This is a genomic window from Bradyrhizobium sp. LB11.1 (assembly GCF_040549385.1).
GTDB lineage: Bacteria > Pseudomonadota > Alphaproteobacteria > Rhizobiales > Xanthobacteraceae > Bradyrhizobium.
In genome coordinates this window covers 18,343-43,713 of the sequence record NZ_JBEPTH010000003.1, presented here as the reverse complement: position 1 = coordinate 43,713, position 25,371 = coordinate 18,343, and the positions used below count along the sequence as shown (strand labels likewise).

Annotated in this window: 25 protein-coding genes; 15 read left to right on the top strand and 10 right to left on the bottom strand. The window is 64.1% G+C overall.

The annotated features are described in order from the left end of the window. The first annotated feature begins 3 nt into the window (after positions 1–3). From ABIA96_RS07925 to ABIA96_RS07900, 6 genes are all read left to right on the top strand, one after another. Entirely contained in the window at positions 4–1,263 is a 1,260-nt protein-coding gene (locus ABIA96_RS07925; RefSeq protein ID WP_354136486.1) for a CaiB/BaiF CoA transferase family protein, read from the top strand. 55 nt (positions 1,264–1,318) lie between these two features. Beyond that, the gene (locus ABIA96_RS07920) at positions 1,319–2,311 is read left to right on the top strand and encodes a Bug family tripartite tricarboxylate transporter substrate binding protein (RefSeq protein ID WP_354136485.1); all 993 of its coding nucleotides are present in this window, start codon (positions 1,319–1,321) and stop codon (positions 2,309–2,311) included. 58 nt (positions 2,312–2,369) lie between these two features. After that, the gene (locus ABIA96_RS07915; protein WP_354136484.1) at positions 2,370–2,852 is read left to right on the top strand and encodes a tripartite tricarboxylate transporter TctB family protein; all 483 of its coding nucleotides are present in this window, start codon (positions 2,370–2,372) and stop codon (positions 2,850–2,852) included. A gap of 11 nt (positions 2,853–2,863) precedes the next feature. Further along, on the top strand, positions 2,864–4,402 hold the full coding sequence (locus ABIA96_RS07910) for a tripartite tricarboxylate transporter permease (RefSeq protein ID WP_354136483.1): 1,539 nt from the start codon (positions 2,864–2,866) through the stop codon (positions 4,400–4,402). Beyond that, the gene (locus tag ABIA96_RS07905; RefSeq protein WP_354136482.1) at positions 4,399–5,403 is read left to right on the top strand and encodes a 4-hydroxythreonine-4-phosphate dehydrogenase PdxA; all 1,005 of its coding nucleotides are present in this window, start codon (positions 4,399–4,401) and stop codon (positions 5,401–5,403) included. Before ABIA96_RS07910 ends, ABIA96_RS07905 begins: the two co-directional genes overlap by 4 nt. A 92-nt stretch (positions 5,404–5,495) precedes the next feature. Continuing rightward, positions 5,496–6,509 (top strand): L,D-transpeptidase family protein, encoded by a 1,014-nt coding sequence (locus tag ABIA96_RS07900; protein WP_354136481.1) that lies wholly within the window; start codon positions 5,496–5,498, stop codon positions 6,507–6,509. 36 nt (positions 6,510–6,545) lie between these two features. On the opposite strand, the gene ABIA96_RS07895 is transcribed toward ABIA96_RS07900, so the two are convergent. The 5 genes from ABIA96_RS07895 to ABIA96_RS07875 all read right to left on the bottom strand — a co-directional run bounded on the left by ABIA96_RS07895 (position 6,546) and on the right by ABIA96_RS07875 (position 12,592). After that, complete coding sequence (locus ABIA96_RS07895) at positions 6,546–7,289, bottom strand: SDR family oxidoreductase (RefSeq protein ID WP_354136480.1); 744 nt, start codon at positions 7,287–7,289, stop codon at positions 6,546–6,548. Positions 7,290–7,457: 168 nt separating this feature from the next. Continuing rightward, positions 7,458–8,462 (bottom strand): ABC transporter substrate-binding protein, encoded by a 1,005-nt coding sequence (locus ABIA96_RS07890; RefSeq protein ID WP_354136479.1) that lies wholly within the window; start codon positions 8,460–8,462, stop codon positions 7,458–7,460. After that, positions 8,459–10,561 (bottom strand): adenylate/guanylate cyclase domain-containing protein, encoded by a 2,103-nt coding sequence (locus tag ABIA96_RS07885; protein WP_354136478.1) that lies wholly within the window; start codon positions 10,559–10,561, stop codon positions 8,459–8,461. The genes ABIA96_RS07890 and ABIA96_RS07885 overlap by 4 nt, the downstream gene beginning before the upstream one ends. A 21-nt stretch (positions 10,562–10,582) precedes the next feature. Continuing rightward, on the bottom strand, positions 10,583–11,467 hold the full coding sequence (locus ABIA96_RS07880; RefSeq protein WP_354136477.1) for a SphA family protein: 885 nt from the start codon (positions 11,465–11,467) through the stop codon (positions 10,583–10,585). Between the two features lie 117 nt (positions 11,468–11,584). Beyond that, positions 11,585–12,592: a formylglycine-generating enzyme family protein gene (locus ABIA96_RS07875; protein WP_354136476.1), complete on the bottom strand. Its 1,008-nt coding sequence runs from the start codon at positions 12,590–12,592 to the stop codon at positions 11,585–11,587. A 503-nt stretch (positions 12,593–13,095) separates the two neighbouring features. Between ABIA96_RS07875 and ABIA96_RS07870 the strand changes: the two genes are divergently transcribed. Beyond that, a complete protein-coding gene (locus tag ABIA96_RS07870) occupies positions 13,096–14,082 on the top strand; it encodes a helix-turn-helix domain-containing protein (RefSeq protein ID WP_354136475.1) in 987 nt (328 codons plus the stop codon). A 153-nt stretch (positions 14,083–14,235) separates the two neighbouring features. Here ABIA96_RS07870 and ABIA96_RS07865 read toward each other — a convergent pair whose 3' ends face one another. After that, on the bottom strand, positions 14,236–15,312 hold the full coding sequence (locus tag ABIA96_RS07865; RefSeq protein ID WP_354136474.1) for a methyl-accepting chemotaxis protein: 1,077 nt from the start codon (positions 15,310–15,312) through the stop codon (positions 14,236–14,238). Between the two features lie 279 nt (positions 15,313–15,591). On the opposite strand from ABIA96_RS07865, the gene recJ reads away from it, so the two are divergent. The 3 genes from recJ (at position 15,592) to ABIA96_RS07850 (ending at position 19,159) form a co-directional block, all read left to right on the top strand. After that, positions 15,592–17,433 carry a single-stranded-DNA-specific exonuclease RecJ gene (gene recJ / locus ABIA96_RS07860; protein WP_354136473.1) on the top strand — a complete coding sequence of 614 codons (1,842 nt, stop codon included), beginning with the start codon at positions 15,592–15,594 and terminating at the stop codon, positions 17,431–17,433. A gap of 31 nt (positions 17,434–17,464) precedes the next feature. Further along, entirely contained in the window at positions 17,465–18,271 is an 807-nt protein-coding gene (locus ABIA96_RS07855; RefSeq protein WP_354136472.1) for an SDR family NAD(P)-dependent oxidoreductase, read from the top strand. Positions 18,272–18,367: 96 nt separating this feature from the next. After that, on the top strand, positions 18,368–19,159 hold the full coding sequence (locus tag ABIA96_RS07850; protein WP_354136471.1) for an aldolase: 792 nt from the start codon (positions 18,368–18,370) through the stop codon (positions 19,157–19,159). A 2-nt stretch (positions 19,160–19,161) separates the two neighbouring features. Here the strand turns inward: ABIA96_RS07850 and ABIA96_RS07845 are convergent, their stop codons facing one another. Beyond that, a complete protein-coding gene (locus tag ABIA96_RS07845; RefSeq protein ID WP_354136470.1) occupies positions 19,162–20,391 on the bottom strand; it encodes a lytic murein transglycosylase in 1,230 nt (409 codons plus the stop codon). 137 nt (positions 20,392–20,528) lie between these two features. Between ABIA96_RS07845 and ABIA96_RS07840 the strand changes: the two genes are divergently transcribed. The 3 genes from ABIA96_RS07840 to ABIA96_RS07830 all read left to right on the top strand — a co-directional run bounded on the left by ABIA96_RS07840 (position 20,529) and on the right by ABIA96_RS07830 (position 21,358). Beyond that, positions 20,529–20,783 carry a hypothetical protein gene (locus tag ABIA96_RS07840; protein ID WP_354136469.1) on the top strand — a complete coding sequence of 85 codons (255 nt, stop codon included), beginning with the start codon at positions 20,529–20,531 and terminating at the stop codon, positions 20,781–20,783. A gap of 60 nt (positions 20,784–20,843) precedes the next feature. Continuing rightward, positions 20,844–21,095, top strand: coding sequence for a hypothetical protein (locus ABIA96_RS07835; RefSeq protein WP_354136468.1), 252 nt, complete (start codon positions 20,844–20,846; stop codon positions 21,093–21,095). Positions 21,096–21,178: 83 nt separating this feature from the next. Further along, a complete protein-coding gene (locus tag ABIA96_RS07830) occupies positions 21,179–21,358 on the top strand; it encodes a hypothetical protein (RefSeq protein ID WP_354136467.1) in 180 nt (59 codons plus the stop codon). Here ABIA96_RS07830 and ABIA96_RS07825 read toward each other — a convergent pair. Next, positions 21,355–21,882, bottom strand: a complete 528-nt coding sequence (locus tag ABIA96_RS07825) for a MarR family winged helix-turn-helix transcriptional regulator (protein WP_354136466.1) — start codon at positions 21,880–21,882, stop codon at positions 21,355–21,357. The two genes, ABIA96_RS07830 and ABIA96_RS07825, sit on opposite strands and share 4 nt — an antisense overlap. 54 nt (positions 21,883–21,936) lie before the next feature. Between ABIA96_RS07825 and ABIA96_RS07820 the strand changes: the two genes are divergently transcribed. After that, the gene (locus ABIA96_RS07820) at positions 21,937–22,416 is read left to right on the top strand and encodes a carboxymuconolactone decarboxylase family protein (RefSeq protein WP_354136465.1); all 480 of its coding nucleotides are present in this window, start codon (positions 21,937–21,939) and stop codon (positions 22,414–22,416) included. A gap of 21 nt (positions 22,417–22,437) precedes the next feature. Then, positions 22,438–22,941, top strand: a complete 504-nt coding sequence (locus ABIA96_RS07815) for a cupin domain-containing protein (protein ID WP_354136464.1) — start codon at positions 22,438–22,440, stop codon at positions 22,939–22,941. A gap of 67 nt (positions 22,942–23,008) precedes the next feature. On the opposite strand, the gene ABIA96_RS07810 is transcribed toward ABIA96_RS07815, so the two are convergent. Both ABIA96_RS07810 and efp read right to left on the bottom strand, forming a co-directional pair. After that, positions 23,009–24,631, bottom strand: a complete 1,623-nt coding sequence (locus tag ABIA96_RS07810; RefSeq protein ID WP_354136463.1) for a M23 family metallopeptidase — start codon at positions 24,629–24,631, stop codon at positions 23,009–23,011. Positions 24,632–24,655: 24 nt separating this feature from the next. Beyond that, positions 24,656–25,222 (bottom strand): elongation factor P, encoded by a 567-nt coding sequence (gene efp, locus ABIA96_RS07805; RefSeq protein WP_354136462.1) that lies wholly within the window; start codon positions 25,220–25,222, stop codon positions 24,656–24,658. Positions 25,223–25,371 lie beyond the last annotated feature (149 nt).

Here is a 25,371-nt window from a genome sequence, read left to right as displayed (position 1 = left end):
TCCATGCAAAGCGATCGATCGCAATCCACCTCACGCCGCTCGGGGCCGCTTGCCGGCCTCAAGGTCATCGATCTCACCCATGTCATGGCGGGGCCAACCTGCACCTTGATGCTCGCCGACATGGGCGCCGACGTCATCAAGATCGAGAAATCGCCGAATGGCGACGACACCCGCCATTCGGTGCCGCCGAAGATCGGCGACGAGGCCGCCTCGTTCCTGATGATGAATCGCAACAAGCGCGGCATCGTGCTGGATCTGAAGACCGACGGCGGCAAGGACGTGCTGCGACGGCTGATCGCCGATGCCGACGTGCTGGTCGAGAACTTTGCGCCGGGCGCGATGGAACGCCTGGGCTTCGGTTACGAGGAGCTGCACGAAAAATTCCCGGCGCTGATCTATTGCTCGCTGTCGGGCTTCGGTCGCACCGGTCCCTATAAGCACCGCCGGGGTTTCGACCTCGTCGCCCAGGCCATGAGCGGCATCATGAGCTTTACCGGCGAACGCCCCGATGGTCCGCCCGTGAAGTGCGGCCCGCCGCTATCAGACATCACCGCGGGGCTGCTCGCGAGCATGGGCATTCTCGCGGCCTACACGCACCGCCTCAAGACCGGCGAGGGGCAGTGGGTGGAGACCTCGCTCTACGAGGCGGCGCTGGTGCAGACCTATTGGCAGTCGACCATCGCGCTCGCCGCCGGCACCGCGCCGCGCGCGATGGGCTCGGCACATCCGCTCAACGCGCCGTATCAGGCCTTCGAGGCCTCGGATGGCTGGCTCGTGGTCGGCGGCGCCAACAAGAAGCACTGGCTGTTGATGCTGGAGGCACTCGGCGCGAGCGAGTTGGCCTCCGACCCGCGCTTCGTCAACGGCGCCGACCGCATGGCGAATTTGAAGGAGCTCGAAGCGGTCCTCAGCGCCCGCTTCCGCACCCAGACGCGTGCGCATTGGCTTATGGCGCTGGACGACAAGGGCGTGCCCTGCGGCCCCGTGCACGACATGCTGGAAGCGCTGAGCGATCCGCAGACGCTGGCGCGCGAGATGGTCGTCGAGGTCGAGCATTCCACGCTCGGTCCGGTCAAGACGATCGGGCTGCCCGTCAAGTTTTCGGAGACCCCAGGCAAAGTGCGCACCGGCGCGCCAGTCTACGGTGAGCACACGCGCGAAGTGCTGACCGAATACGGGTTCGACCAGAAGCAGATCGAAGCGCTCGAACAAGAAGGCGCAATCGTCTCGGCATCCAGGGAGCGCAGGGAACGGGTCGCCTGAATGAACGTCGAGACGACTGATCGAACAAAACAGAAAAAATCAGGTGGAGGAAATCATGCGTGGGACGTCTCTATTTTTGTTGTCCGTCAGTGCGGCTGTTGTCGCAGGCACGATGCCTGCATTCGCAGCCTGGCAGCCGCAGAAGCCGATCGAGTTCGTGGCGACCGCGGGTCCAGGCGGCGGCACCGACAATATCGCCCGCGCGGTGCAGAACATCATCACCAAGTACAAGCTGACGGATCAACCGATCGTCGTCGTCAACAAGGGCGGTGGCAGCGGCGCGGAGGGCTATGTCTACGGGAAGGCGTCAGCAGGCGATCCCTACAAGGTGATCTTCGGCACTTCGAACGCCTGGCAGCAGCCGCTCGTCTCCAAGGTTGCCTTCAACTACACTGATCTGACCCCGATCGCGGCGATGGCGCAGGACGAGTTCCTGCTCTGGGTCAAGCAAGATTCGCCCTACAAGACTGCGGGCGACTATTTGAAGGCGGCTGCATCAGGCGAGTTCAAGATGGGCGGTGCGCAGTCAAAGGACACCGACGAGGTTCTGACGCGCATGATCGAGAAAGTGGGTCACGTCAAGATCACCTACATTCCCTTCAAGAGCGGCGCCGAAGCCGCGGTGCAGCTCGCCGGCGGGCATCTCGATTCTCACGTCAACAATCCCAGCGAAAGCCTCGGCCAGTGGCGCGGCGGCACGCAGCGTCCGCTCTGCGTCTTCAGTCCGAAGCGCCTGCCGGCCGGTCCCAAGATCACGGCAACCGAAGGCTGGAGCGACGTTCCGACCTGCGCCGAGCAGGGCCTCGACATCAAGCAATACGAACAGCCGCGGACAGTCTGGCTGCCCGGCAAGATCACGCCCGAGCAGGCCGCGTACTATGTCGACCTCATGAAGAAGGTGCAGGCGACGCCGGAATGGAAGGACTACATCGAGAAGAGCTCCCAGATCGATACGTTCCTCACCGGTGCCGCGTTCGACAAATTCATCAAGGAGGACCTCGATCACGTCAAACAGGTCGCGAGCGAGCAGGGCTGGCTGGTCAAGTGAGGCGGGGCGCGCTTGCGGAAGTGAAGTGCCGTTGCCTCCCGCTCGACTGGAGCCTTGCATGATCTCACGACGCGCCCTCGAGCTTGCGACGGCCATCCTCACCGGCAGTTTTGGTGTTGCCGTGGTGGTCCAGAGCCTGGACAACGGCATCGGCTGGTCGAGCGCGGGCGTCGATTCCGGAACATTCCCGTTCCTGACCGGAATCATCATCGTCGCCGGAAGCCTGTACAATCTGGCGCGCGGCGTCGTGCCGGCCACGACGCTGGCGAGCGTTCCCATCGCGATCACGTCCATTGAGTTGCGGCGGCTGGCGGGCCTGTTTGTGCCGGCCGCGATCTTCGTTGCTGCGATCCCGCTGCTCGGGATGTATCTCGCTTCGGCGGCGTATGTCTTCGCGGTGCTGGCGATCCCCCGGCATCAATCCGTAGTGCGTTCCCTTGTGACAGCGGCGGCAACGGCGCTCGCGCTCTACTTCGTGTTCGAGCGCATGTTCCTGGTGTCGTTGCCGCATGGCGCGCTTGCCGCCGCCCTCGGGTTCTGAGGGAGAGGGTGATGGACAATCTCTCAGAGCTGTTCCACGGCTTCACCATCGCTGTCACGTTGCCGCATCTGGCGCTGATGGTGATCGGCGTGCTGCTCGGCATTCTCGTCGGCGTGCTGCCGGGGCTGGGTGCGCCGAACGGGGTGTCGCTGCTCCTGCCGCTGACCTTCGGCATGCAGCCGGTCTCGGCGATCATCCTGCTCTCCAGCATGTATTGGGGCGCGCTGTTCGGCGGCTCGGTGACCTCCATCCTGTTCAATATCCCAGGTGAGCCATCCTCGGTCGCCACCACCTTCGACGGCTACCCGATGGCGCGCGACGGGCGACCAACCACCGCGCTCGCCACTGCCTTCGGCTCGGCCGCGTTCGGCGCGCTGATCGGTGTCATCCTCATCACGTTTCTGGCGTCCTGGGTGGCGCAGGTCGCGCTCGCCTTCGGGCCGGCGGAATATTTCGCGGTTTATTTCCTCGCCTTCGCGAGCTTCGTCGGCATGGGCGGCGCGGCGCCGATCAAGACCGTGGTGGCGCTCGCGATCGGCTTTGCGATCGCGGCCATCGGCATCGACACCGTCTCCGGCAGCGTCCGTCTCACCATGGGCATCGACGAGCTGGTCAAGGGCGTGAACTTCGTCGTCGCGGTGATGGGCCTGTTCGGCATCGGCGAGCTGCTGGTCGCAGTCGAGGAGGAGTTTCACGCCCGCGCCGTCTCGTCGAAGATCGAGTGGAGCGAGGTGCTCCGCGCAATCGGCCGCCTGCCGCGTCACAGCGTTGCGCTGCTGCGCAGCGCTGCAATCGGCTGCTGGATGGGCATCACGCCGGGGGGCCCGACCGCGGCGTCCTTCATGAGCTACGGTATCGCCCGCCGGTTCTCCCGCCGCGGCCGCTATTTCGGCACCGGCGAGGTCGAAGGTATCATCTCGCCTGAGACGGCCGATCATGCCGCCGGCACCAGCGCGCTGCTGCCGATGCTCTCGCTTGGCATTCCAGGTTCGGCCACTGCGGCCGTGATGATGGGCGGCCTGATGATCTGGGGCCTCAATCCCGGGCCGATGCTGTTCGTCGACCAGAAGGATTTTGTCTGGGGCCTGATCGCCTCGATGTATGTCGGCAATATCGTAGCCGTCGCGCTGGTGCTGCTGACCGTGCCTGTGTTCGCTGCCCTGATGCGAATTCCCTTCGTGATTATCGCGCCGCTGATTGTCATCATCTGCGTCGTCGGCGCCTATTCGGTGTCGAACTCCTATCTCGACGTCGTCATGATGCTCGGCTTCGGCATTGTCGGCTATCTCTTCAAGAAGCTGTTCTATCCGCTGGCGCCGCTGGTGCTCGCGATCGTCATCGGCGACAAGGCCGAGGACGCGTTCCGGCAGTCGATGCTGATGTCCAAGGGATCCCTGGGCATCTTCTTTGCCAACAAGCTGGTCACGAGCCTGGTGGTGGCGGGGATCGTGCTGTTGCTGCTCCCGCTGGTGTTGCAGCTCGCACGTCTATTTCGCAAGCCTGCGTCCCCTGCCACTGAAACACCTGCCCAGGAAAAGGTGATCACATGACCGCAAAGCCGCTCATTGCGCTGGCGATGGGAGACCCCGCCGGCATCAGCCCCGAGCTGACGGCAAAACTTGTGGCGCTGGACGAGATCCGCAGCCGTGCCCGCCTCGTCGTGATCGGCGACCGCCGCATCTTCGACGAGGGTGCACGCGTCGCGGGCGTTACGCCGGAGCTGACGAGGGTGGAGCAGGGGAGTGATATTTGTGCGGCGAAGGGCGATGCGCTGTTCGTCGATCTCGGCCATCTCGATCCCAGGGACGTCGAGCCGAAAACCGCGACGCTGGCCGGCGGAAAATTCGCGCTGGCGAACTACCGCCACGCGCTCGAGCTGGCCCGCGATGGACTCGTCGATGCCGTCTGCTTCACGCCCTTCAACAAGCAGGCGATGCGGTATGCGCGCGCCGATTATGACGACGAGATCGCATTCTCCGCGGAGGTCGCCAGCCTCAAGACGCCGGCCAGCGAATTCAACGTGCTGGGCGAGCTCTGGAACGCGCGGGTCACGTCGCACATTCCACTCAGGGATGTCGCGGCAAAGCTGTCCGGCGAACGCATCCAGCGTGCGCTGAAGCTGACCGATGCCTGCATGCGCAATGCCGGCTTCGCGCGGCCGCGCATTGCGGTGGCGGGCCTCAACCCGCACGCCGGCGACGGCGGCAATTTCGGCCGCGAGGAGATCGACATCATCGCACCGGTGGTGGAAGCCGGCCAGCGCGACGGCATTGCCGTCGAGGGCCCGTTTCCCGCCGACACCGTGTTTTTGCGCGCAAAGTCCGGCGCCTTCGACGCGGTGCTGACGATGTATCACGACCAGGGCCAGATCGCGATGAAGCTGATGGGCTTCGATCGCGGCGTCACCTTGCTCGGCGGCTTCCCCTTTCCGATCTGCACGCCCGCGCACGGCACCGCCTACGACATCGCAGGGGCGGGCGTCGCGTCGACCGGCGCAAGCCGGGCCGCCGTCCTGCTCGCGGCAGAGATGGCCGGGCGGCGCACCGGCTGACTGACCCGGCGCGCCTGTCGGGAAAATCTGGAAACTTCCGCCGTCGATCCGAGTTGGCAATCCGACAAACGTCTCCGCGTCGGAGCGGGAACATGATCAGGCAGGCGTCGCTACGCGCGGCAATGCAGATTGCTTGCGCCGTTGTTCTCTTCGCCGCGGCGGCCGCGCCGGCGTTCGCCGCCGGGATGGACGCGGCCGCGATCGGTTCGGCCCAGCCATCGAACAAGACCCTCGCGAACGAGAAGCCGACCCCGGCGGGGGTGCGTCTGCAGGTCCTGTTGGACAGGGCCCACTTCTCGCCCGGCGAGATCGACGGCAAATTCGGCGAGAATGCCAGGAAGGCGCTGCGCGCCTATGCGGAAGCACGGCGATTGCCGAGTTCGGACGAGCTCCCGGACGACGGCTGGAAGGCACTGCAGGCGGACGATCGGCCGCTGACGACGACCTACACCATCATCGACAAGGACGTCGCAGGGCCGTTCCTGCACAAGCTTCCATCAAAAATGGAGGACATGAAGGACATTCCGAAGCTCGGCTATACCAGTCCGCGCGAAGCGCTGGCCGAGAAGTTTCACATGAGCGAACAGTTGCTGGCGACGCTCAACCCGGGCCGTCAATTCGACCGCGCGGGCGAGACCATCACGGTCGTCGACACCAGCGACGGCGGGGGCACTGCGTCTGCTAAGGCCGACAGGGTCGAGATCGACAAGAAGCGGCAGACCGTAAAACTGTTCGACAAGTCGAATACGCTGATCGGGTTCTATCCGGCGAGCGTCGGAAGCGAGGAGAAGCCGTCACCTTCTGGGACGCTGAAGGTCACCGAGATCGATCCAAATCCGACTTACCGCTACAATCCCGCCTATCATTTCAAGGGGGTTCATTCCCGAAAACCCTTCAAGATCAGGCCCGGCCCGAACAATCCGGTCGGCACGATGTGGATCAACCTGTCCGCCGACGGCTACGGCATCCATGGCACGCCGTCACCGCAAAATATCTCAAAGGGGCAATCGCATGGTTGCGTGCGTCTGACGAATTGGGACGTTGAACGTGTTGCATCCAGCGTCGCGAAAGGGACGCCGGTCGCGTTCGTGAATGGAGGCGTATGATGCCTGCGCCGGTCGCGAAGGCCGCAAGGCAGATCCTCAGAGGTGCGTAAGCCAGGCTGCGAGCGGCGTTTTTCCAAGCCGTGCCTCGCCGAGTGGGACGAGGGACGTGTCGTCGATGGCTACGCCGTAATACTGCGCCTTTCGGTCCCCCACCACAGGGCGGTCATCGCCGGCCGCCTTCAGGCGCCGTGCGACGAACTCGTTGAAGGGCGCCTTCTCCGGACCTGCGAGATCAATCGTGCCGTTGAGCGGTCGCCCCGTTGCAACCTCCGCGAGGCAATCGGCGACATCGCTGGACGCGATCGGCTGAAACAGCGCCGACGGAACGACGATGTTACCGTCGGACACGCCCGCTTCGCCGATAGCGCCGAGGAATTCAAAGAACTGGGTTGCGCGAACGATCGAGTAGGGGATCGAAGAAGCCTTGACGATGGTCTCCTGTGCGAGCTTGGCACGGAAATAGGCGATGTCGGGCGATCGGTCGGTCCCGACGATCGACAGGGCCACGTGATGCTTGACCGCCGCTGTCGCCTCGGCCGCAACGAGATTGTTGCTCGAACGCTCGAAGAATTCGAGCACGGCGGCGGGCTCCCAGGACGGCGCGTTGGCGACATCGACCACAACATCCGCGCCAGCGAGCGCCGCCGCCAGGCCGTCCCCCGTCACGGCGTTCACGCCCGATCTTGGCGAGGCCGCCGCAGCCTCGTGGCCCTGTTGTTTGAGCTTCGCTACGAGCTGGGACCCAATCAACCCGGTTCCGCCGATGACCACGATCTTCATGGATTTCTCCTCAAAGTTTTCGGAGCGTGAGTTGACCAAAGCTTGCGCGTTGAGCGCGGCCTGACGCCAGCAATGGGATGCTGCGCCGGTTCAGACAAGCTAGCAAGCAGAATAGACGGGGGAATAAACGCGGGAATGAATGCGTTATTATGAAGTGCGGGATGACTTCTACCCGACCGCCGCCAGGTAGAGCTGCGTATCGAAATAGTCCGACGCGCGCAGAGCGTTGGTGACGCCGGCATCCGTCATGAAAAAGTCGCTGACCTGCTGCAACCATTTCACCACAGTGCCATCAGCGTAGAGCCGCCGCCATTCGCGAGCGGAGTAGAGTTTTTGCGCTTTGAAGGCCTCGGCGATGTCTTGGGGACGCGACGGCTTGTAGTGAGCCTGGAGCGCCTCTGCGGCAGCCGCGGGGTTCCGCACCATGTGGTCGTTGGCGTCAATCCAGCCACGGATGATCCGGTTGAGGATATCCTTGTTGCTTGCATAATAGCCCATCTGCGCGGCCCAGCCGCCGAGCACGGCGGATTGTGGATAGAAGGCAGAGGCATCCACCAGCTTCACGGCGTCCGGCAGGGCCTCGCGCACGGCGACATTGAACGGTACCCAGAGCGCGACGGCCGGCACCTCGCCGGCGATGAACGCCTTGACGGCATCAGGCATGCTGGCGTTGACGATCTCCACCTCGGACGGGGGGACGTTGTTGGCGCGTAGCGCACGGTCGAGAAAGATGTGCGCCGTGGTCTTCATGGTCGTCGCGATCCGCTTTCCCCTGAGATCGGCGAGGCGGTTTATCCCAAGCGACGGCCTGACCCAAAGCTGCGCGGTCGCCACCTCGATGTCGTTGATGAGAAAGCCCCGGCCCTGGCCGAGCGCCAGATAATTGGAAATGACACCGCCCGCCGAAGCGACGTCGATCTCTCCGCGGATCATCGCCTCGAACACCTCGGGGCCGGTGTTGAATGCGTGCAGTTCGAAATCAATCCCCTCGCGATCGAACGAGCCGCGATCGAGGCCGGTCCAGATGTGTCCGTCCACGGCGACCACATGGAGATAGCCGAGCCGGACTTTTCTGCGGGCCTGCGCGATGGCGGGTGCCCCGAGCGCCGAGACGGCCGCCAGCGCCGCGCCGCCCCGCAGTACTCGCCGGCGGCTGACAAGGCGGGCGCTCATGCCGCAGCTCCCGAATTCAGGACCGCTGTGCGAAATCGCTCGGCGTGAAACTCCGCGATACGGTCTCGAGGATAGTCGTGGAGGAAGCCGGAGAGCTTGACCAGCGTGGTGTCGGTTGCGCCGTCCTGCGCGATCGATGCAAAAACCTCGTCCCAGCGTCGGCACATGATCATCTCGGCTTTGCTGGCCTGCGCGAGCTCGCCGCGCAGCTCGCTGACCTCGATCGGTTCGGCAAACCCCTTCGGCGTAATGTTGTCGACGCTGCGGAACAGGAACGTATGGCCCACGTGCGCGCGCACCACCGCGCTCACGAGCGCGCGGGTGCCGTAGCTCTTGTTGAGGCCTTCGAGCCGCGAGGCCAGGTTCACGGTGGCGCCGAGCGCGGTGTAGTTCATCCGGTCGCTGGAGCCGACATTGCCGACCACGGCGTCGCCGACATGCAGCCCGTAACGCGTGTCGTAAGGCGGCCAGCCTTCGCGCCGAAACTCCTTGTTGAGGGCCTCGTTGGCCGCAAGGCAGGCGAGAACGGCGCGGCAGGCGTTGACGGTGTGATCGGGATCATCCGCCGGCGCATTCCAGAGCGCCATCACGGCATCGCCGATATATTTGTCGACCGTGCCCTGGTGCCGCATGATCTCGTCCGAAAGCGCTGCGAAATAACGCGAGGTGTAGATCATCACCTGTGACGGATCGGCCAGCTCGGTCTTGGCGGTGAAGTCGGCGACATCCGTGAACAGCACCGTGACCTCGCGCCGCGAGCCGCCGAGTCTGAGAGCGGAGCCGGTCTCGATCAACTGCCGCACGATCGGGCGCGGAATGAAGCTGGCAAAGCTGCTGACCACGTTGCGCATGGTGAAGACCGAGCGGCCGAGCTCCTCGATCTCGGCGATGGCGGAATGAATGCGCGGCCGTTCCGCGATGTCGAAACGCTGGATCGCGTCGGTCTCCTCGACCAGCTTGCGCAGCGGCTGCGCCATCAGCGATCTCAGCCAGAACGCAAATGGCAGCGTGGCGCCGACGAAGGCCAGCGCCAGGGCAAATAGCGTGCGGCGCTCGTTGATGATTTGCGCATAGAACTCGTCGAGCGGCGCGATCATCGCAAGCCGAATATTGGCCGAGCCGGCCGTCTCGAGCCGATGCACCGCCGCGACATAGGTCCGGCCCGCGGCGTCGTCGAAGAACTGCTGCGCCGGCCCGCCGTCGCGCCAGGACCGGATGATCGGGACCAGCGCGGGCAGTTTGAGCGCGCCGAGCTGCGGCAGGTCGTCCTGTCGCCCAGGGATCTCCGTCATCAGGCGGTTCATCTCGGGATGGCCGACGATGCGCTCGGCGTCGTTGAACAGGAAGGCCAGCCCCGATTTGCCGAGCTTCTGCTCCGCCAGCATGTCCTCGAACCGGTTCAATAGCACGTCGCCCGCAACGACGCCGCGGCGCCCTTCTTTCAGCGGCGTTCGCAGCGTGTAGCCGGGCTCGCCCGTGGCGTAGAACACGTAAGGCCCCGTCAGCAGCGTCTTGTCGTTCTTGAACGCCTCGACATACCAGGGCCGCTGCCGCGGGTCGTAGCCGGTGGGGCCGGGGACCTCCGCGACCTGGATGAGGTTTTCGGACAGATATTGCGTGACCGGCGGGCTGCCGCCCGTGCGCGAGATCACGACCAGCCGGAACGCCGCATCCTGATCGACCTTCAGGCCCGCCCTGAACGCGGGTTTGGCGCGGTCGATCACGTCCATCTCGATGAACGAGCCGTCCTCATAGCCGACATAGAGATTGAACAGCTGCGGGTTGTTGCGCAGCATCGCCGCCATCAGGCTGTAGAGCCGCGCATTGTCGGCGATGTCGGCTTCCTGGATCGGCGTCAGGCCGGACAGGATGTCGAGATTGTCGCGCACATTCTTGAACTGCTCGTCGACGTGATCAGCCCCGAGCTGCGCCACCTTCTCGATGAAGCCGCTCGCTGCCGTCCGCGTGATCGACGTTACGCGCTCGAAGCTGAGATAGACCAGTGTCAGGCCAACAAGCAGCACGACGGCTACGAACACCGTGATGATCGATGTCTGGAAGCCGATGCGAAAAACGCGTTTGGTCTTCTCCCCGGTCATCGGAGCTATGTGACGCCTCCGTCAGTACTTTCGAACAATGGGCTTTGCCGTGGCTGGTGGCGACGCGGCCTGGGAGAGCGAGAAGGTGACCCAGGTCGACCAGCTGTTCGGCCGGTTCTCGGTCTCGAGGTCCTTGTAGCCGCGGATGTTGAGATAGCCCTGGTAGCCGTCGGACATCGGGATCATGAAGCCGATCTGCGGACCGATGCCGACGGCCTGGCCACGGAAGCCGCCGAGCTTGGCGCCGGGGCCGCTATCGTCGGTGATCTGCTGGAGGAAATAGCCGGCGATGCCGACATGGACGGTCTTGCTGACGAACTGCGAGGCGGCCCAGTCGACGTGGAAATCCATGCCGTTCTGGTACTGCAGTGCGCCGTTCATGAAACTGTAGGTGAGGCCGCCGACGATCGAGAACTCATGGCCGCTCTTCGGGTCGAGATAGGTGTAGCCTGCGCCGGCGTCGACCGCGGGGAAACCAAAACTCAGATTCGCGAGCCGGCTGGAATCGTAGGTGCCGCTCGGGATATTGCCGGTGATGTAGACCATCTCATTGTGGACGCCCTGGTTCCGTTTCAGCGTACCCTGGTAGAACACGTCGGTCAGCGTGGTCCGGTTGTCGTTGACGCCGCCCGAAATGGCATTGCCGCGCGGTCCGGTCAGCGTCGCATCGATGCCGACGCCGATGTTGCCGGGCGCGGTGATCAGCGTGAAAGCGGCCTGGCCGCCGAGCACCGGCATCGCCGAGGTATAGGTGATGCCCTGGACCAGCACATCGGCATGCGCGTTGAGGCCCGCGGTCACCGAGCCGGGAATGCCGCCGCTGGTGACGAAGTTCTGTCCGCCGCCGGCCTTCTCGTTGAGATGGATGTAGATCGTCGAATAGGCCCATCCCGGCGCCACCGGCACGGCGGCTAGGCTGCTGAAGATGCCGGGAAGCCGCCGCGAAGCAGCGGTCTCCGGCTGCCGGCGGCCGGATTGACCTTGGCTTTGCCCGCGTCTTTTTTGTTCTTCATAAGGCGCTCCCTACTTTCCTGATGGCATCTGCTGGAGCGGAGCAGCGGGAACCCGCACAACGCACCGGAATCCAACATGACTGGTCGAGGTATCGATCGGCTCCGCATGGCGTGCGGCCGGGCGGTAGCGGCGGCAGTAATTTGGTGCGCAAAGATGCGAGCCTCCTTTCAGGACTTTGCGTGGAATCCTGATGTCGGGGAGGCGAGGGTCGTGGCTTGTATCCTCACCACCACCGCGCGGATTGTTCGGGATGCAGCAGGGCTTTGCGGCGTCGGCCGTGTGCCTGGCCGACCACCAGTCTGAGGTCCATTCCCAGACATTGCCGATCATGTCGTGCACACCGTAGCCGTTCGGCGGGAAGGCCATGACCGGCGAGGTACGCTCGAACCCATCCTCGCCGAGATTTTGGACAGGGAAGTTGCCCTGCCAGATGTTGGCCATGTGCTTGCCGCCGGGCATCAGGGCATCTCCCCAGGCGAATTCTTCGGCCTCGAGGCCGCCGCGCGCAGCGAGTTCCCATTCGGCTTCCGTCGGCAAATCCTTGCCGGCCCAGCGGGCATAGGCCGCCGCATCGCTGTAGGAGATGTGCACGACCGGATGGTCGTCGAGACCCCTGATGTTGCTGCCGGGGCCATACGGATGGCGCCAATTGGCGCCACGCATGAAGGACCACCACTGGCTCCAGTCGGCGAGATCGGTGATGCGCGGCAGCGGCGAGAACACCAGCGATCCCGCGTAGAGCATCTCCTTCAGCGCGCCGGGGTAGTCCTTGGGGTCCGGAACGATTTGCGCTTCAGTGACATGGCCGGTCGTGTCGACGAATTGCTTGAACTGCCGGTTGGTAATCGGTGTGCGATCGATCCAGAAACCGTCGACGGAAACGCGATGGCTCGGTGCTTCCTCGGGATAATGATGGTCGGACCCCATGCGAAACGTCCCGCCGGGAATGAAGACCATCTCGCCGGTCTTCACGTCATCCGGCAACCACTCGCAGTGATCCAGATCCGCCCGCAGCATAGTGGAAACTCCGATACGCGTAGTCCACCTGATGCTACGGCGCAGACTTTGGCAAAGGTCGACGACGGCACTTTGCCCGGCGCGTTGGACACATTGTCTGGTCCCCTCTTTTTTGGCGCTTTGAGGAGGACGACGCCGCATCGCGTCAACGTCCCTTTCTCATCGCGCGCACGTTCTCAAGCACCCGGCAACCCCTACCGCATGCGTGCTGCCATCCGCAGAGCGCATGCGATCGATACCGCTTAGGTTGCAAACGGTAACCGAAGATTGGACGGCTGTGATGTGCAGTTTGTGCCAGTACGCGCGAGCGGCCGGTGAGGCTTAATGACCCATGTCACACAAATCATCGAAATTGAAGCGCGTTGCGGCGAAAATTGCCTGCCGGATTTCGATAGTGTTTGTCTCAAAACGCGAAGGCAGATTGTCACACCCACCTCGCGTTATGGTGGTATTTCGCTCCTGCCTGCCGCAGAATTGTCGCGCTTCAGTAACAGGGTGCAGCCATGGGGCAATTCCTTCTGGTTGATTCGAAAAAGCTGGACGGTTTCGAAGGTCTTCACCAGGCCGTTCACGGCTCGCATGTCGATGTGATGCAGCTCGGCCGCGGGCGGTTGCGCGGAACGTTGTCGCATATCGGCATCGACGATTTTTCGCTCAGCATCGGCACGTTCAATGTCGGCATGCGCACGCAGCGCGTTTCCAGCGACGACAAGCTGATCATCGGGATGCTTCTCGCAGCCGAAGATCGTGTCGCGCACTGGTCGTTCGACATGCAGCTCAACGACGTGCTCGTCATACCGCCGCTGCTGGAGCATGACGGCGTTTTCCATGGCGCGTCCGCTTACGCCGCGATGCGCTTCGACATCAACGAGGTCGCTTCGCTGTTTGGCGGCGAGGCGAGGCTGAGTGATCCCGACACCTGGCGCAGCCGCGGTCATTTCCGCGCGGACCACGAGACCGGCGCGATAGCGTCACGCCGCCTGGTTCGGATCATGGCGCATCTGCGGACCCAGAAGTCCGGCCTGACGCCATCGACCGCCGATTTCTGGAAACGCTCGATCGTCGAGTGCATGGCGGCCAACGTCCTGTCGTCGCTGCCGCCCGACAATAGCGGGTGGTTGCCCTCTGCAAGACGGCTGATCCGCAGGGTCGAGGATTATCTCGACGAAGCCGGCACCCGCCCAGTGCATGTCTCGGAAATCTGCGCGGCGCAGGGCGTGTCGCGACGGACCTTGCACCGCGCCTTTCAGGAGGTGTTCGGCCTCGGCCCGGTCAGCTTCCTCCGGTACAAACGGCTGTGCGCCGTTCACTCCATCCTGCACTGGAGCGCGCCCGGCTCGACCACCGTGGCGGCCGTCGCCATGCAGCAGGGGTTCTACGAACTCGGCCGGTTTGCGCAATATTACCTTGCGATGTTCGGCGAGCGTCCATCGCAGACGCTCGGACTTGCAACGTTGCACACGGCCGGGGATGGCATCGCCAGCGCCTAACGCTCGGGACCTCGCTCGCGAACGGCGCCACCATCGCAGAATGCCGGTGTTTTGCCCGACGTGTCAAACGACAAACGAAGACCGTCTTGAAGACACCCCGCGGCTACTGTGCATGGGGTTGTTTTCACGATTTCGGGTTGGACGACTCCGGCCTTACGTGCCGCAGACGATCACGCCGTACCAGCCGAGCCCGCGATAAGTCTCGTAGCCCGGCGTCGCATGGAAGGCGATCATCGTGTCGGTGCGGTCCCGGTAGAAGCCGGAGCGCTGGCCGTTGAGCGACAGCGAGATGCGTTCGCTGAGGATGCCCTGGCCGTCGGAAGCCGCGATGACGCGGAAGTTCGAATCGACCAGCAGCACGCGGACCTTGTCGGCGTCGCCGACGCGCACGCCTTGCACGATCGCGCGCGCCTGCGGCTCCCAGTCGAAATGGATGGCGAGCACGCCGATCGGGGCGCCATTGGCCTGGCCGCCGGCGCGGACGCTCGCGCAATAGGTCGCGACCTGGGCGTTGCCGAGCAGCTGCTGGTTCTCGACGTCGCCGGCGACATAGTCGTCACCGGAATGCAAGGTCTTCGCCTCGCGAAACCATCTGGTCTGGGCGACGTTCTGGCCGACGACGCGAAAGCGATCGGCGCGGCCGTTGGCGATGACGTTGCCGTCGAGGTCGCAGAGCCAGAGGTCGAGATAGACGGTGTAGGCACCGAGGATGACGCCAAGGCGCTGCGAGGCGTAGCTGACCGCGGCCGGCGTCGGTGATGCCGCGCAATCGACCACGGCGGAATCGGTCGCCCACCAGCGCACGTCGCAGGTGCGCTCATAGAGGTTGCGGTCGATCAGCTCGACCGCGTTGAGCGACAGATCCATCATGCGCTCGCCGCGCGAACGCTGGCTCATGCGCTCGATCGAGGCGACGAGATCGCCGGTGCGTTTCGTCAGCTGCGTCTCGAGTTCGCGCGCGATGGTCTCGACCTGCTGGCCGACACCGCGCACCTCCTGCGCCACCACGGCGAAGCCCGCGCCTTGCGCGCCGGCGCGCGAGCTCTCGATCAGCGCGTTCAGCGCCAGCATCTTCATCTGGTTGGTGATCTGCTGGATCGACTTGGTCTTGTCGACCGCGATCCGGTTGACCTCCGCGGTCAGGCGATTGATCAGCGCGGAGATGTCGGAATCATCGTCAGCGGGTTCGGTGGTCGTCGGCTTGGTTTTCACACCCAGCGCAGCAGACATCGGGTAACTTCCCTTGGCAATGAGGCCAGATCTGCAATGAACTGGGAACAACGACTTACAGATCGAATAAAACTCATTTTCGAAGATTCCAGCTAACGGCCACTTAATTTGCTGTCCGCGCGGCTGCTCAAATGGTAGTCAACTCGCTCAGCATTTCAGCAATCCACCGCTTTCTGGGCCGCTGACATTGCAATCGGCCGAGGATTCCCGGTGAATCCTGCGATCGGATGCGGCCAGTCGCGCCGCTGCTTGCGCCCGGACCACTTGAACCCTCGAATCATGACGCCGCCCGCCACCGCCTTGCCCGTCGAAATGCCCCAGGCCTTCCTTGGCGTGGCGCGCTCGCTCACCGACAAGCTCTGGCGCAACCGGCTGGATGCGCGCGGCGCCGCGACGGCGCTCGCCATCGTGCAGCGCCACCAGCTGCCGGAATTGCTGGCGCGGGTGCTGGCCGGCCGCGGCGTCGATATCGACGCGGTGCCCGACTTCCTCGATCCGACCATCCGAAAACTGCTGCCCGATCCGTTCACTGTGACGGAGATGGAAGCCGCATCAAAGCGCATCGCGGATGCCGCCGCGAAGGGCGAGACCGTCGCGATCTTCGGCGACTACGACGTCGACGGCGCGACCTCGGCGGCGCTGCTTGCCTGGCATCTGCGCCATTGCGGGCTCGATCCGCTGATCCACATTCCCGATCGCATCTTTGAGGGCTACGGCCCCAACGTCGAAGCTGTGCGTGGGCTCGCGGCCAAGGGCGCCACGCTGCTCGTCACCGTCGATTGCGGCACCACCAGCATCGAGCCGTTGGCCGAAGCGAAACGGCTCGGCATGTCCGTGGTCGTGATCGATCACCATCAGGCCGGCACGGAGCTGCCGGAGGTCGACGCGCTGGTCAATCCGAACCGGCTCGACGATCTCTCCGGTCTCGGCCATCTCGCCGCTGTCGGCCTCGTGCTGATCACGCTGGTCGCCGTCAATCGCGAACTGCGCCAGCGCGGCTTCTGGAACGCGGAGATGCCCGAGCCCGATCTCCTGGGCATGCTGCATCACGTCGCGCTGGGCACCGTCGCCGACGTCGCGCCATTGATCGGCCTGAACCGTGCCTTCGTCGCCAAGGGACTGATCGCGATGCGCAGGCGCGACCATGTCGGCCATACCGCGCTGATGGACGTGGCGCGCCTCAATGGCCCGCCGGAGGCTTGGCATCTCGGCTTCATGCTGGGGCCGCGGGTCAATGCCGGCGGCCGCATCGGCCGCGCCGATCTCGGCGTGCGGCTTTTGCTCGAGGGCGACAGCGTCGAAGCCGCGCGAATCGCCGCCGAGCTCGACCGTCTCAACGGCGAGCGCCGCGTCATCGAGCAGGCCGCCGAAGCGCAAGCCGAAGCCGAGGCGCTCGCTGCGATCGGCTTGGAGGACAAGCTCGGCGTTATCGTTACGGCGTCCGAAGGCTGGCATCCCGGCGTGGTCGGTCTCGTTGCCTCGCGGTTGAAAGAGAAGTTCTCTCGGCCAGCTTTTGCGATTGCGCTCGAGCCCGGCGGCATCGGCACCGGCTCGGGCCGCTCGATCGCCGGCGTTGATCTCGGCAAGGCGGTGCGGCAGGCGGTTGCTGACGGCATTCTCCTCAAGGGCGGCGGCCACGCTATGGCTGCGGGCGTGACGCTGCGGAAGGAGAAGCTTGCCGAATTCCGCGCCTATCTGGAAGACGCGCTGGCGCGGGATGTCGCCGAGGCGCGCCATGTCAACGAGCTCTATATCGATGGCGCGATCTCGGCGCGTGCCGTGACGACGGAGCTTGCGGCCACGCTCAACCGCGCGGGTCCCTTCGGCAGCGGTAATCCGGAAGCCGTGCTGGCGCTGCCGGCGCATCAGCTCGTCTATGCCGACGAGGTCGGACAGGCGCATCTGAGGCTGCGCTTCAAATCGGGCGACGGTTCGATCGTCAATGGTATCGCGTTTCGCTCGGTCGGCCAGAAGCTCGGCAATGCATTGGTGGCCAATCGCGGCCAGCAGCTGCATGTCGCGGGCTCCTTGTCGGTCGATCGTTATCAGGGTGTCGAGCGCGTGCAGTTTCGCGTCATCGACGTCGCACTACCGGACCAGGGGCCATCCGTGATTAGATGACCGCTTCAAACAACAAAAAAAGGGAGTGAACATGGGGCAAGTTGAGGGCAAGGTCGCACTGGTGACGGGCGGCGCGTCCGGTATTGGCGAGGCCATCGTCGAGCTGTTCGCGCGCGAGGGCGCCACCGTCATCGCCACCGATATCGACGAGCTGCGCGGCCCCGCGCTCGCCAAGCGCATCACCGAAGCCGGCGGCAAGGCGATCTTCCTGGAGCAGGACGTCACCAGCGAGGAGCGCTGGATCGAGATCGTCGCCGAGATCGTGAAGCGCTGCGGCCGGCTCGATATCATGGTCTCCAATGCCGGTATCGGCATTGCCGTGCCCTCGATCGTCGACATGACACTCAGTGACTGGCGCAAGCAGAACGCGATCAACCTCGATGGGGTCTTCCTTTCGGTCAAGCATTGCCTGCCGCTGATGCGCAAGCACGGCGGTGGCTCGATCGTCATGATGTCCTCGCTCGCGGGCCTGCGCGGTGCGCCGGGGCTATCGGCTTATTCGGCGACCAAGGGCGGCGTGCGGCTGTTTGCCAAATCGATCGCGATGGAATGTGCTGCGGCCGGCGACGGCATCCGCGTCAACTCCGTGCATCCCGGCATCATCGACACGCCGATCTGGGGCAAGATCCCGACTGGCGCGACCGGCGCAGGCCAGAACGCGCCGATCGATCCGGAGGAGCGCGCCAAGGTCGCAACCCCTCTTGGCCGCGCCGGCCACGCTGCGGAGATTGCCTCCGGCGTGCTGTATCTGGCCTCAGATGCCTCGCGTTACGTCACCGGCAGCGAGCTCGTCATCGACGGCGGCATGAATGCCGGCGGAGTGCCGCGGCGGGCGTGACACGCGCAGGGCAGGGTGGCGGTCGCAGGGGCTGACGCGCAAGCGCCGCCCCTGTAAAACGCTGGCGTCTCCAGCCCGAAAGAGGTCTCCGTCGCCATGGCGCACAGCCTTCACGCCTCCTCACCCGCGGCCATCCGCTCGAACCGGCCGGACCTCGCGACCGATGCGATCCGCAGCGCGCGCGAGGATCTCGCTGCCTGCTTCCGCATGGCGGCGCGCAATGGGTTTGAGGAGGGTATCTGCAACCATTTCTCGGCCGTTGTGCCCGGCCATGACGATCTCTTCCTGGTCAATCCTTATGGCTACGCTTTCCGCGAGCTGACGGCATCAAGGCTCCTGATCTGCGATTTCCACGGCCAGGTGCTGGACGGCGAAGGCGAGCCCGAGGCGACCGCCTTCTACATCCATGCCGAGATGCATAAGCGCCTGCCGCGCGCCAAGGTCGCCTTCCACACTCACATGCCCTATGCCACGGCGCTGTCGATGACCGAGGGCGATCCGCTGATCTGGGCCGGCCAGACTGCGTTGAAATTCTACGGCCGCACGGCGGTCGACCGCGATTATAATGGCCTCGCGCTCGACAACCGCGAAGGCGCGCGAATTGCATCGTCCGTCGGCGACGCCGACATCGTCTTCATGAAACATCACGGGGTGATCGTGCTGGCGCCGACGATTGCGGAAGCCTGGGACGATCTCTATTACCTCGAACGCGCCGCCGAAGTGCAGGTGCTGGCGATGTCGACGGGGCGAAAGGTGCTCCCGGTCGATCCGGCGATCGCGGCCGAAACCTACAAGCAGATGCGCGAAGGCGATTCCGAATCCGCGCGACTGCATCTGGCCGCGATCCGCCGCCAGCTCGATGCCGAAGAGCCGCAGTACCGGCACTGAGGCTACGATCCCTGCCGTAGCTTCGCCAGCACCTTCAGCCCGCCATAACCATCGGCGGGTGCAATCCCCGCGCGCTGCTGAAAATCCTTGATGGCCTTCATTGTGTCGTTGCCGACGCGGCCGTCGGTGCCGCCGGTATCAAATCCGGCCTTCGTCAGCCGCGTCTGCATCTCCTGCACCTCGGCCAGCGTCAGCACGCGCTCGGAGCCGGGGAAGGGCTGGATGAAAGGCGGCGCACCGAGGCAGCGGTCGCCGAGATGGCAGATCGCGAGCGCATAGTTCATCGAGGGATTGTAGCTCTTCACCGAGTAGAAGTTCGGCCCCAGCAGGAAGGTCGGTCCGCCCGCGACCGGCGTCCACATCTGCGCGGATCCATTCGGTTGCGGGAAGGGCTGGCCGTCGGCGCGGCTGACGCCGGCCGCCTGCCACGCCGCATAGGTTCGGCTGCCGCTCATCTCGCCGGATGCGTGCACCTCGTAGCCCCAATGTTCGCCGCGGCGCCACTTGCCGCGATTGACGAGATATTTCGCCGTCGATCCCAGCGCGTCGTCGGGCTTGCCGAACGGCGACACCTTGCCGTCACCATCATAGTCGATGCCGACATTGAGCCAGACCTCTGGCATCCATTGCGAATGCCCCATCGCGCCGGCCCATGAGCCCTGCATTTCCTGAGGCGTGCTCCAACCCTTGTCGACGATGCGGAGCGCATTGATCAGCTCTGCCTCCCAATAGGCCTTGCGGCGCGGCTCGTTCCAGGCGAGCGCGGCGAGCGAGGGAAACACTGGCGTCATGTGGTTCTGCTGCACCAGCGGGTCGCCGTAAGCCGACTCCACGCCCCACAACGCCAGCAGCGTGCCGCGCTCGACGCCGAAGTCGCGCTCGATGCGCGCCAGCAGGGCCTCGTTGTTCTTCAGCGCAATCTTGCCGTTGATGATGCGCCAGTCGGAGACGCGGCGGTTGATGTATTGCCAGACCTGCTCGTGGAATTCCGGCTGGTTGCGCATCTGCTTGAACACGCTCATGTCGGGCTCGACCCGTGCCATTGCGCGCTGCCAGGTCGCGGCCGAAATGCCCTTGGCCATCGCACGTGCGCGAAAGCCCTCGCGCCATTCGTCGAAACCGGGAGGCGAAGCAAGCACATGCGTCGGAAATGCGAACAGAGTGGCTGCGCTGAGCGCTGATTTCAGCAGGGCGCGGCGGGTGTAATTGGTCGAGGAATCAGCTTGCTTCATCGATGCAGTGTAGCGGGAAACGAGCCTTCTGGGAGCCGGTTCCTGGAACAAGAGGAACAGGCTTTCAGACGTGACGTCCCCCGGAACAAAGTGTCGCACTCCCGCATTCCCCTCGCACCACATTGGAGGAGGACAAGATGAAGAAATATCTTTTTGCTGCTGCCATGGTCATGGCCATCGCCGCTCCTGCGTTCGCTGATGAAGTTGGCGTTCATGTCGGCCCGGTCGGCGCCGGCGTGACGGTTGGCCAGACCCCTGAATACCGCGACCGCGAGCGCGATCGCACCACCGTCATCAAAGAGCGCGCGCCTGCGGATCGCACCACGGTGATCAAGAAGGAAGATGAAATGGGCAACCGCAGCAAGACTGTGATTCATCACGACAATGACTGACGGAGCCGGGCCCCGGCCGATCGCCGGGGTCCACCTTCCTCAACGAGCCTTCGGGGTGGAATGAAGATACGCGCGCATGCGGAAAGCCATGTCGTCGAACTCGACGACGGATCATGCTGGCAAATTTTTCCCGGCGATCTCGCGGCGACGCTGAGCTGGAAGCCCGAAACCGATTTACATCTGGAGCCGAGCGGCGACGGAATCAGTTCGCATGTACTGGTGAATGTGGCGGACCAAAACCGTGTGCGGGTTATCGCGGCGACTGAAACCTGGCCCGACCATGACGTTAAGGATGCGTTGAAGGGCGGATAGGTCGTCCTCTCGCGGGGTTCAAATCCCCAATTTTTGCCTATCTTTTTACGGTCGATTCGCTTCCATGTGCGCATCATGCTCACATGCGGGAGCTCTTCGACATTGTCCGAGCCAATCCTTGGCCCTTCGGTGCAGGGCTGTTGGTCGTGGTCATGATGATCATCGCAGAAAATTTCGGCCGCGGCATTCACGGCGACGGCGACGGCGACGTCGAATTCGGCGATTTTGGAGATGGCGACGGCGGCGATGGAGGAATCGACTAGGCCTCGTCCTGCAGATCGGCTGCGATGCCCGCAAGCCAGCGGCGGACCGTAATTTCAGCCTTGCTATCGAGCCCGATCACTAGGCGCTTCTCTAGCTCGAGCACGCGGTCCCGGCACGCCTTCAGCAACGTCGTGCCGCGCGGCGTCAGCGTCCATTGCTGGATGCGGCCGTGGACGGGATGCGGTGTCATTACAATCGCGCCGTCGCGCTCGAGGTTGCGGATGATCACCCCGACGGTTTGCGGCGTCAGGAAGGTGAGGCGGGCAATGTCGGCGCCTGATAGTCCCGGATACGCCTTCAGCATGGTCAGTACGGCGAATTGCGGCGAGGTCACGCCGAGATCGGCCAGCGTGCGTTCCATCTTCAGCCGCACCGCCGCGTGGGCCTGGCGCAAGAGATAGCCGAGATAGCCTTGCTCGCCACGCTTGCCTTCGCCGGGGGCGGGCACATGCACCGTAGCCTGCGCCGCTGGCGACTTGCGGGCCAGTTGCGATTTTGTGAGGTTGATAGACTTGCGTGACATATAAGAGCTCTTATACAGTGTAAGAAGTCTTAGAACAATACCAGGTGAACGGCAATGTCACACGCCCGCAGCGAATACGAGGATTTCAAGAGAAGCGCGCCGGACGCGTATGATCTGGTGCTTGCCCTGGGCCAGGTTGCGGCCAAGGCCGGTCTCGACAAGCAGCTTCTCGAGCTGGTCAAACTGCGCGCCTCGCAGATCAACGGCTGCGCCTTCTGCGTGCAGCATCACATTCTGTTCTCCGAGCGTATCCATGTGCCCGTGGACAAACTCAACCTGGTCGCGGTCTGGCGTGAGGCGCCGATCTTCTCGGCCCGCGAGCGCGCCGCGCTGGCCTGGACCGAGGCGCTGACTTTCCTGCCTGACGGCGTCAGCGAGGAGGTCTATGCTGAGGCGTCCCGTGAATTCTCCGAGACCGAGCTGATGTACCTGACGTCGGCAATCGCCTCGATCAACGTCTGGAATCGGTTTGGCGCGGCCTATCGCTGGACGCCAGCGAAGCGGCCGGTCGCGGCGAATGCCGCGGCATCCTAATTACAGCGAGGGAAGGTTGTCATGACTGCAATGAATTTGGTCACTATACAGCGCCCGGTGCCATTGCGCTCCATGGCACTGGCCGTTGTCGGCGGGCTTACTTGTGCATTCGCGATCGGCAAAGTGCTGCCGGTGACGATGGATACCATATCAGGCGCGCTCGCCCCGCTCTGCGCCACCGCCGCGGAAAGCTCGCCGCTCGACAAGGTCGAGCCAATCGGCTCCTACGCTTTGCCGAACGTTCCGGGCAAGCGCGTCACCATCGTGCGCGTATTCTACGGTCCGGGCGGGTTTTCGCGACCGCACCGGCACGCCGGCTCGGTGACGGCCTACATTACGAAGGGGGAGATACGCTCCCAGCTCGGCGGCGGCCCGGTCGAGACGTTCGGTGTCGGTCAGTCCTTCTTCGAGCCGCCGGGCGCGACGCATCTAATCTCCGCCAATGCCAGCACCACCGAGCCGGCCGAACTGATTGCTGTGTTCGTGGCCGATGAGGGCGCGCAGCTGACGACGTATCTGGAGTGACTTGTAGCCCGGGTGGAGCGAGCGATACCCGGGACGGTCACTGCGAGAAACCTGAGTCGTACCCCGCTCAGTTTTCTTCGCTGCTCGATCCCTCGCGCAGGTCTGGCTTGACCACATCCTCGGGCAACGCATGCACGACGGGCTGCGGAGTGCTCGCGATCTCCGGGCCGATCTCGCGACCACGGGCGCGGATCAGGCGCTCATAGGCCGAGACCAGCGTGAGGTAGGGACTGACCCAGATCCAGCCATCGCGGGTGAACACCTGCACGTCGAAATGCAGGTGCATCGATGTGCCGGCGGGATGGTCGAGATAATTTGAGATCACACCGATTTTCTCGCCTTCAGTGACGACACGGCCATTAAGCACCCCGTCAGCGTTCAACGCCTGCGGGTTCATGTGCATGTAGCGGAAGCGAATGTGCTCGGTGCGGCTGTTGACCTCGAGCGTCACGGCCTGGTCCTTGGAGGCGCGGATCACCACGGCGTCGCGCACGGCGACGACGCCGCGCTGCTTGGGATCGCAGGGTTCGCGGCCGTCACCGGGCGATGGGCAGTCGGCGGCGCGGATGTCCTCGCCCTGGTGGCCATAGCCACCGCCGCACTGCCAGACCTCGAAGCTGCGTGACTCGCAGAAATTGTCCCGCCAGGGATAGGCGGTCGGTCCTTCGTCCCTGTCGCGCTTGGCGTAGGATTGCGAATGAACGAAGGCCGGCGCCTTTTCCAGCGGAAAGCGGATCTGCGCATAGGCCATCATATCGGGGTGGCCGCCCTGCTTGCGATAGCCGGTATTCGGGATGATGTCGCCGCTCGGTCGGAAGCTGAAATCCGCCGACCGTCCCGCGGGACGGTTGATCACGACGGAGGCAACGTCCATCAGCGGCCGCATGCGCCGGCCGCCGGCGATATGCAGTGCCCTCAGGAAGCGCTCGGCGACAGGGTAAGCCTCCTTGCAGGCGAGCCGCCGCGGTTTGGCGACGCCGTCCAGGCACTGGATCGACACCACATAGGCGACGCCGAAGCGCGTGAAGGCGTAGCGCACATAGCCCTCGCGGATGAACTTGCGCAGGTCCGGATAGATTGTCGCCAGCGGTTTGACCGGCTCGCCCTTGCCGCCGGCGGGATCGGCGATATCGTAGACCAGCGCCGATCCCGTGATCTGAATCTCGACCGGCTTTGCGAACAGGCGTGCCGGCATCCCGTCGCCGGCGCCGGGCTCTAACGAAAAACTGGCGCTGTAGCCGGCAGGACCGGCATCGAACATATCGGCGGGGTTGAAATCGGCCTGGTAGCGCGGCAGCGCAAGCGGGGCCGGCGCGCCGCTGCGTTGCGCCTCGAGATAGGCAGCGGCATCGAACGGTAGCAGCACGGGAACGGGGCTGCGGGCAATGCCGGTGAAGAATTTTGAGGAGGCGGCGTTAAGCTGAACCAGCGCCGGCATCGCGCGCGGATCGAAGTGCGGTACCGAACGGCGCGGCACGAAGATGAAATCGCCCGCGATTTGGGGCCGACTGTTGATTTCGGTGCGGAGCTGGTCGAGTGCTGCGCGCCAATCGACGCGCAGGGTCGTGAGTGAAGGGCTGCGGATTTCATCCGCAGCGAGCGGCGTGGCGATGGGGAGCGAAAGCGACGCCAGAAGAAGCAAGACGAAGCGGAAACTCTTCCCAACCACTGTCTCGCCCCCCGGCGGCACCTGTCCCGATCCCCGGTTTCCCGCTTAGTCCTTGGCGCGCTCGGAGTAGGAGCCGTCTTCGGTCATGACCACGATGCGGGTACCAACGGCGATGTGCGGCGGCACGGTGGTGCGCACGCCGTTGGACAAAATCGCGGGTTTGTAGGACGAGGATGCGGTCTGGCCCTTGGTTACGGGCTCGGTCTCGACCACTTCCAGCGTCACGCGCTGCGGCAGCGCGATCGACACCACGTTGACGTCGTGCGTCGACAATTTGACCGTCATGCTCTCCTGAAGATAGGACGCAGCGTCGCCGATGACGTCCTTGGACACCTGGACCTGGTCATAGGTCTCCGGGTTCATGAAGTGGAAGCCGTCACCGTCTTCATAGAGATAGGTGAAGTTGCGCTCTTCGATCGTGGCCTTCTCGACCTGGTCGGTGGTCTTGTAGCGCTCGGAGATCTTTACCCCGTCCGAGATACGGCGCATTTCAATCTGGCTGACCGGGGTGCCCTTGCCCGGATGGATGTTCTCGGCGGTCACGACGACATATAGTTTGCCGTCTTGCTCGATGACGTTGCCCTTGCGAATAGAACTGGCGATGACTCTCAAAGCTATATTTCCTGCTTGCTTGGCCCGGCTCCGGCCAGGACGTGGTCAAATCGATGGGGGACTTGGGGCCTCAAATCAGACCTCGGCGCCCGTTTCGGGCCGCAACATACGCATTTTGTCGTTGAATGCCAGCATTTTGCTGGCCTGCG

Coding starts and splice junctions, on each gene's coding strand:
- ABIA96_RS07925 (WP_354136486.1), top strand. CDS start 4: ATGCAAAGCGATCGATCGCAATCCACCTCACGCCGCTCGGGGCCGCTT.
- ABIA96_RS07920 (WP_354136485.1), top strand. CDS start 1,319: ATGCGTGGGACGTCTCTATTTTTGTTGTCCGTCAGTGCGGCTGTTGTC.
- ABIA96_RS07915 (WP_354136484.1), top strand. CDS start 2,370: ATGATCTCACGACGCGCCCTCGAGCTTGCGACGGCCATCCTCACCGGC.
- ABIA96_RS07910 (WP_354136483.1), top strand. CDS start 2,864: ATGGACAATCTCTCAGAGCTGTTCCACGGCTTCACCATCGCTGTCACG.
- ABIA96_RS07905 (WP_354136482.1), top strand. CDS start 4,399: ATGACCGCAAAGCCGCTCATTGCGCTGGCGATGGGAGACCCCGCCGGC.
- ABIA96_RS07900 (WP_354136481.1), top strand. CDS start 5,496: ATGATCAGGCAGGCGTCGCTACGCGCGGCAATGCAGATTGCTTGCGCC.
- ABIA96_RS07895 (WP_354136480.1), bottom strand. CDS start 7,289: ATGAAGATCGTGGTCATCGGCGGAACCGGGTTGATTGGGTCCCAGCTC.
- ABIA96_RS07890 (WP_354136479.1), bottom strand. CDS start 8,462: ATGAGCGCCCGCCTTGTCAGCCGCCGGCGAGTACTGCGGGGCGGCGCG.
- ABIA96_RS07885 (WP_354136478.1), bottom strand. CDS start 10,561: ATGACCGGGGAGAAGACCAAACGCGTTTTTCGCATCGGCTTCCAGACA.
- ABIA96_RS07875 (WP_354136476.1), bottom strand. CDS start 12,592: ATGCTGCGGGCGGATCTGGATCACTGCGAGTGGTTGCCGGATGACGTG.
- ABIA96_RS07870 (WP_354136475.1), top strand. CDS start 13,096: ATGGGGCAATTCCTTCTGGTTGATTCGAAAAAGCTGGACGGTTTCGAA.
- ABIA96_RS07865 (WP_354136474.1), bottom strand. CDS start 15,312: ATGTCTGCTGCGCTGGGTGTGAAAACCAAGCCGACGACCACCGAACCC.
- recJ (WP_354136473.1), top strand. CDS start 15,592: ATGACGCCGCCCGCCACCGCCTTGCCCGTCGAAATGCCCCAGGCCTTC.
- ABIA96_RS07855 (WP_354136472.1), top strand. CDS start 17,465: ATGGGGCAAGTTGAGGGCAAGGTCGCACTGGTGACGGGCGGCGCGTCC.
- ABIA96_RS07850 (WP_354136471.1), top strand. CDS start 18,368: ATGGCGCACAGCCTTCACGCCTCCTCACCCGCGGCCATCCGCTCGAAC.
- ABIA96_RS07845 (WP_354136470.1), bottom strand. CDS start 20,391: ATGAAGCAAGCTGATTCCTCGACCAATTACACCCGCCGCGCCCTGCTG.
- ABIA96_RS07840 (WP_354136469.1), top strand. CDS start 20,529: ATGAAGAAATATCTTTTTGCTGCTGCCATGGTCATGGCCATCGCCGCT.
- ABIA96_RS07835 (WP_354136468.1), top strand. CDS start 20,844: ATGAAGATACGCGCGCATGCGGAAAGCCATGTCGTCGAACTCGACGAC.
- ABIA96_RS07830 (WP_354136467.1), top strand. CDS start 21,179: ATGCGGGAGCTCTTCGACATTGTCCGAGCCAATCCTTGGCCCTTCGGT.
- ABIA96_RS07825 (WP_354136466.1), bottom strand. CDS start 21,882: ATGTCACGCAAGTCTATCAACCTCACAAAATCGCAACTGGCCCGCAAG.
- ABIA96_RS07820 (WP_354136465.1), top strand. CDS start 21,937: ATGTCACACGCCCGCAGCGAATACGAGGATTTCAAGAGAAGCGCGCCG.
- ABIA96_RS07815 (WP_354136464.1), top strand. CDS start 22,438: ATGACTGCAATGAATTTGGTCACTATACAGCGCCCGGTGCCATTGCGC.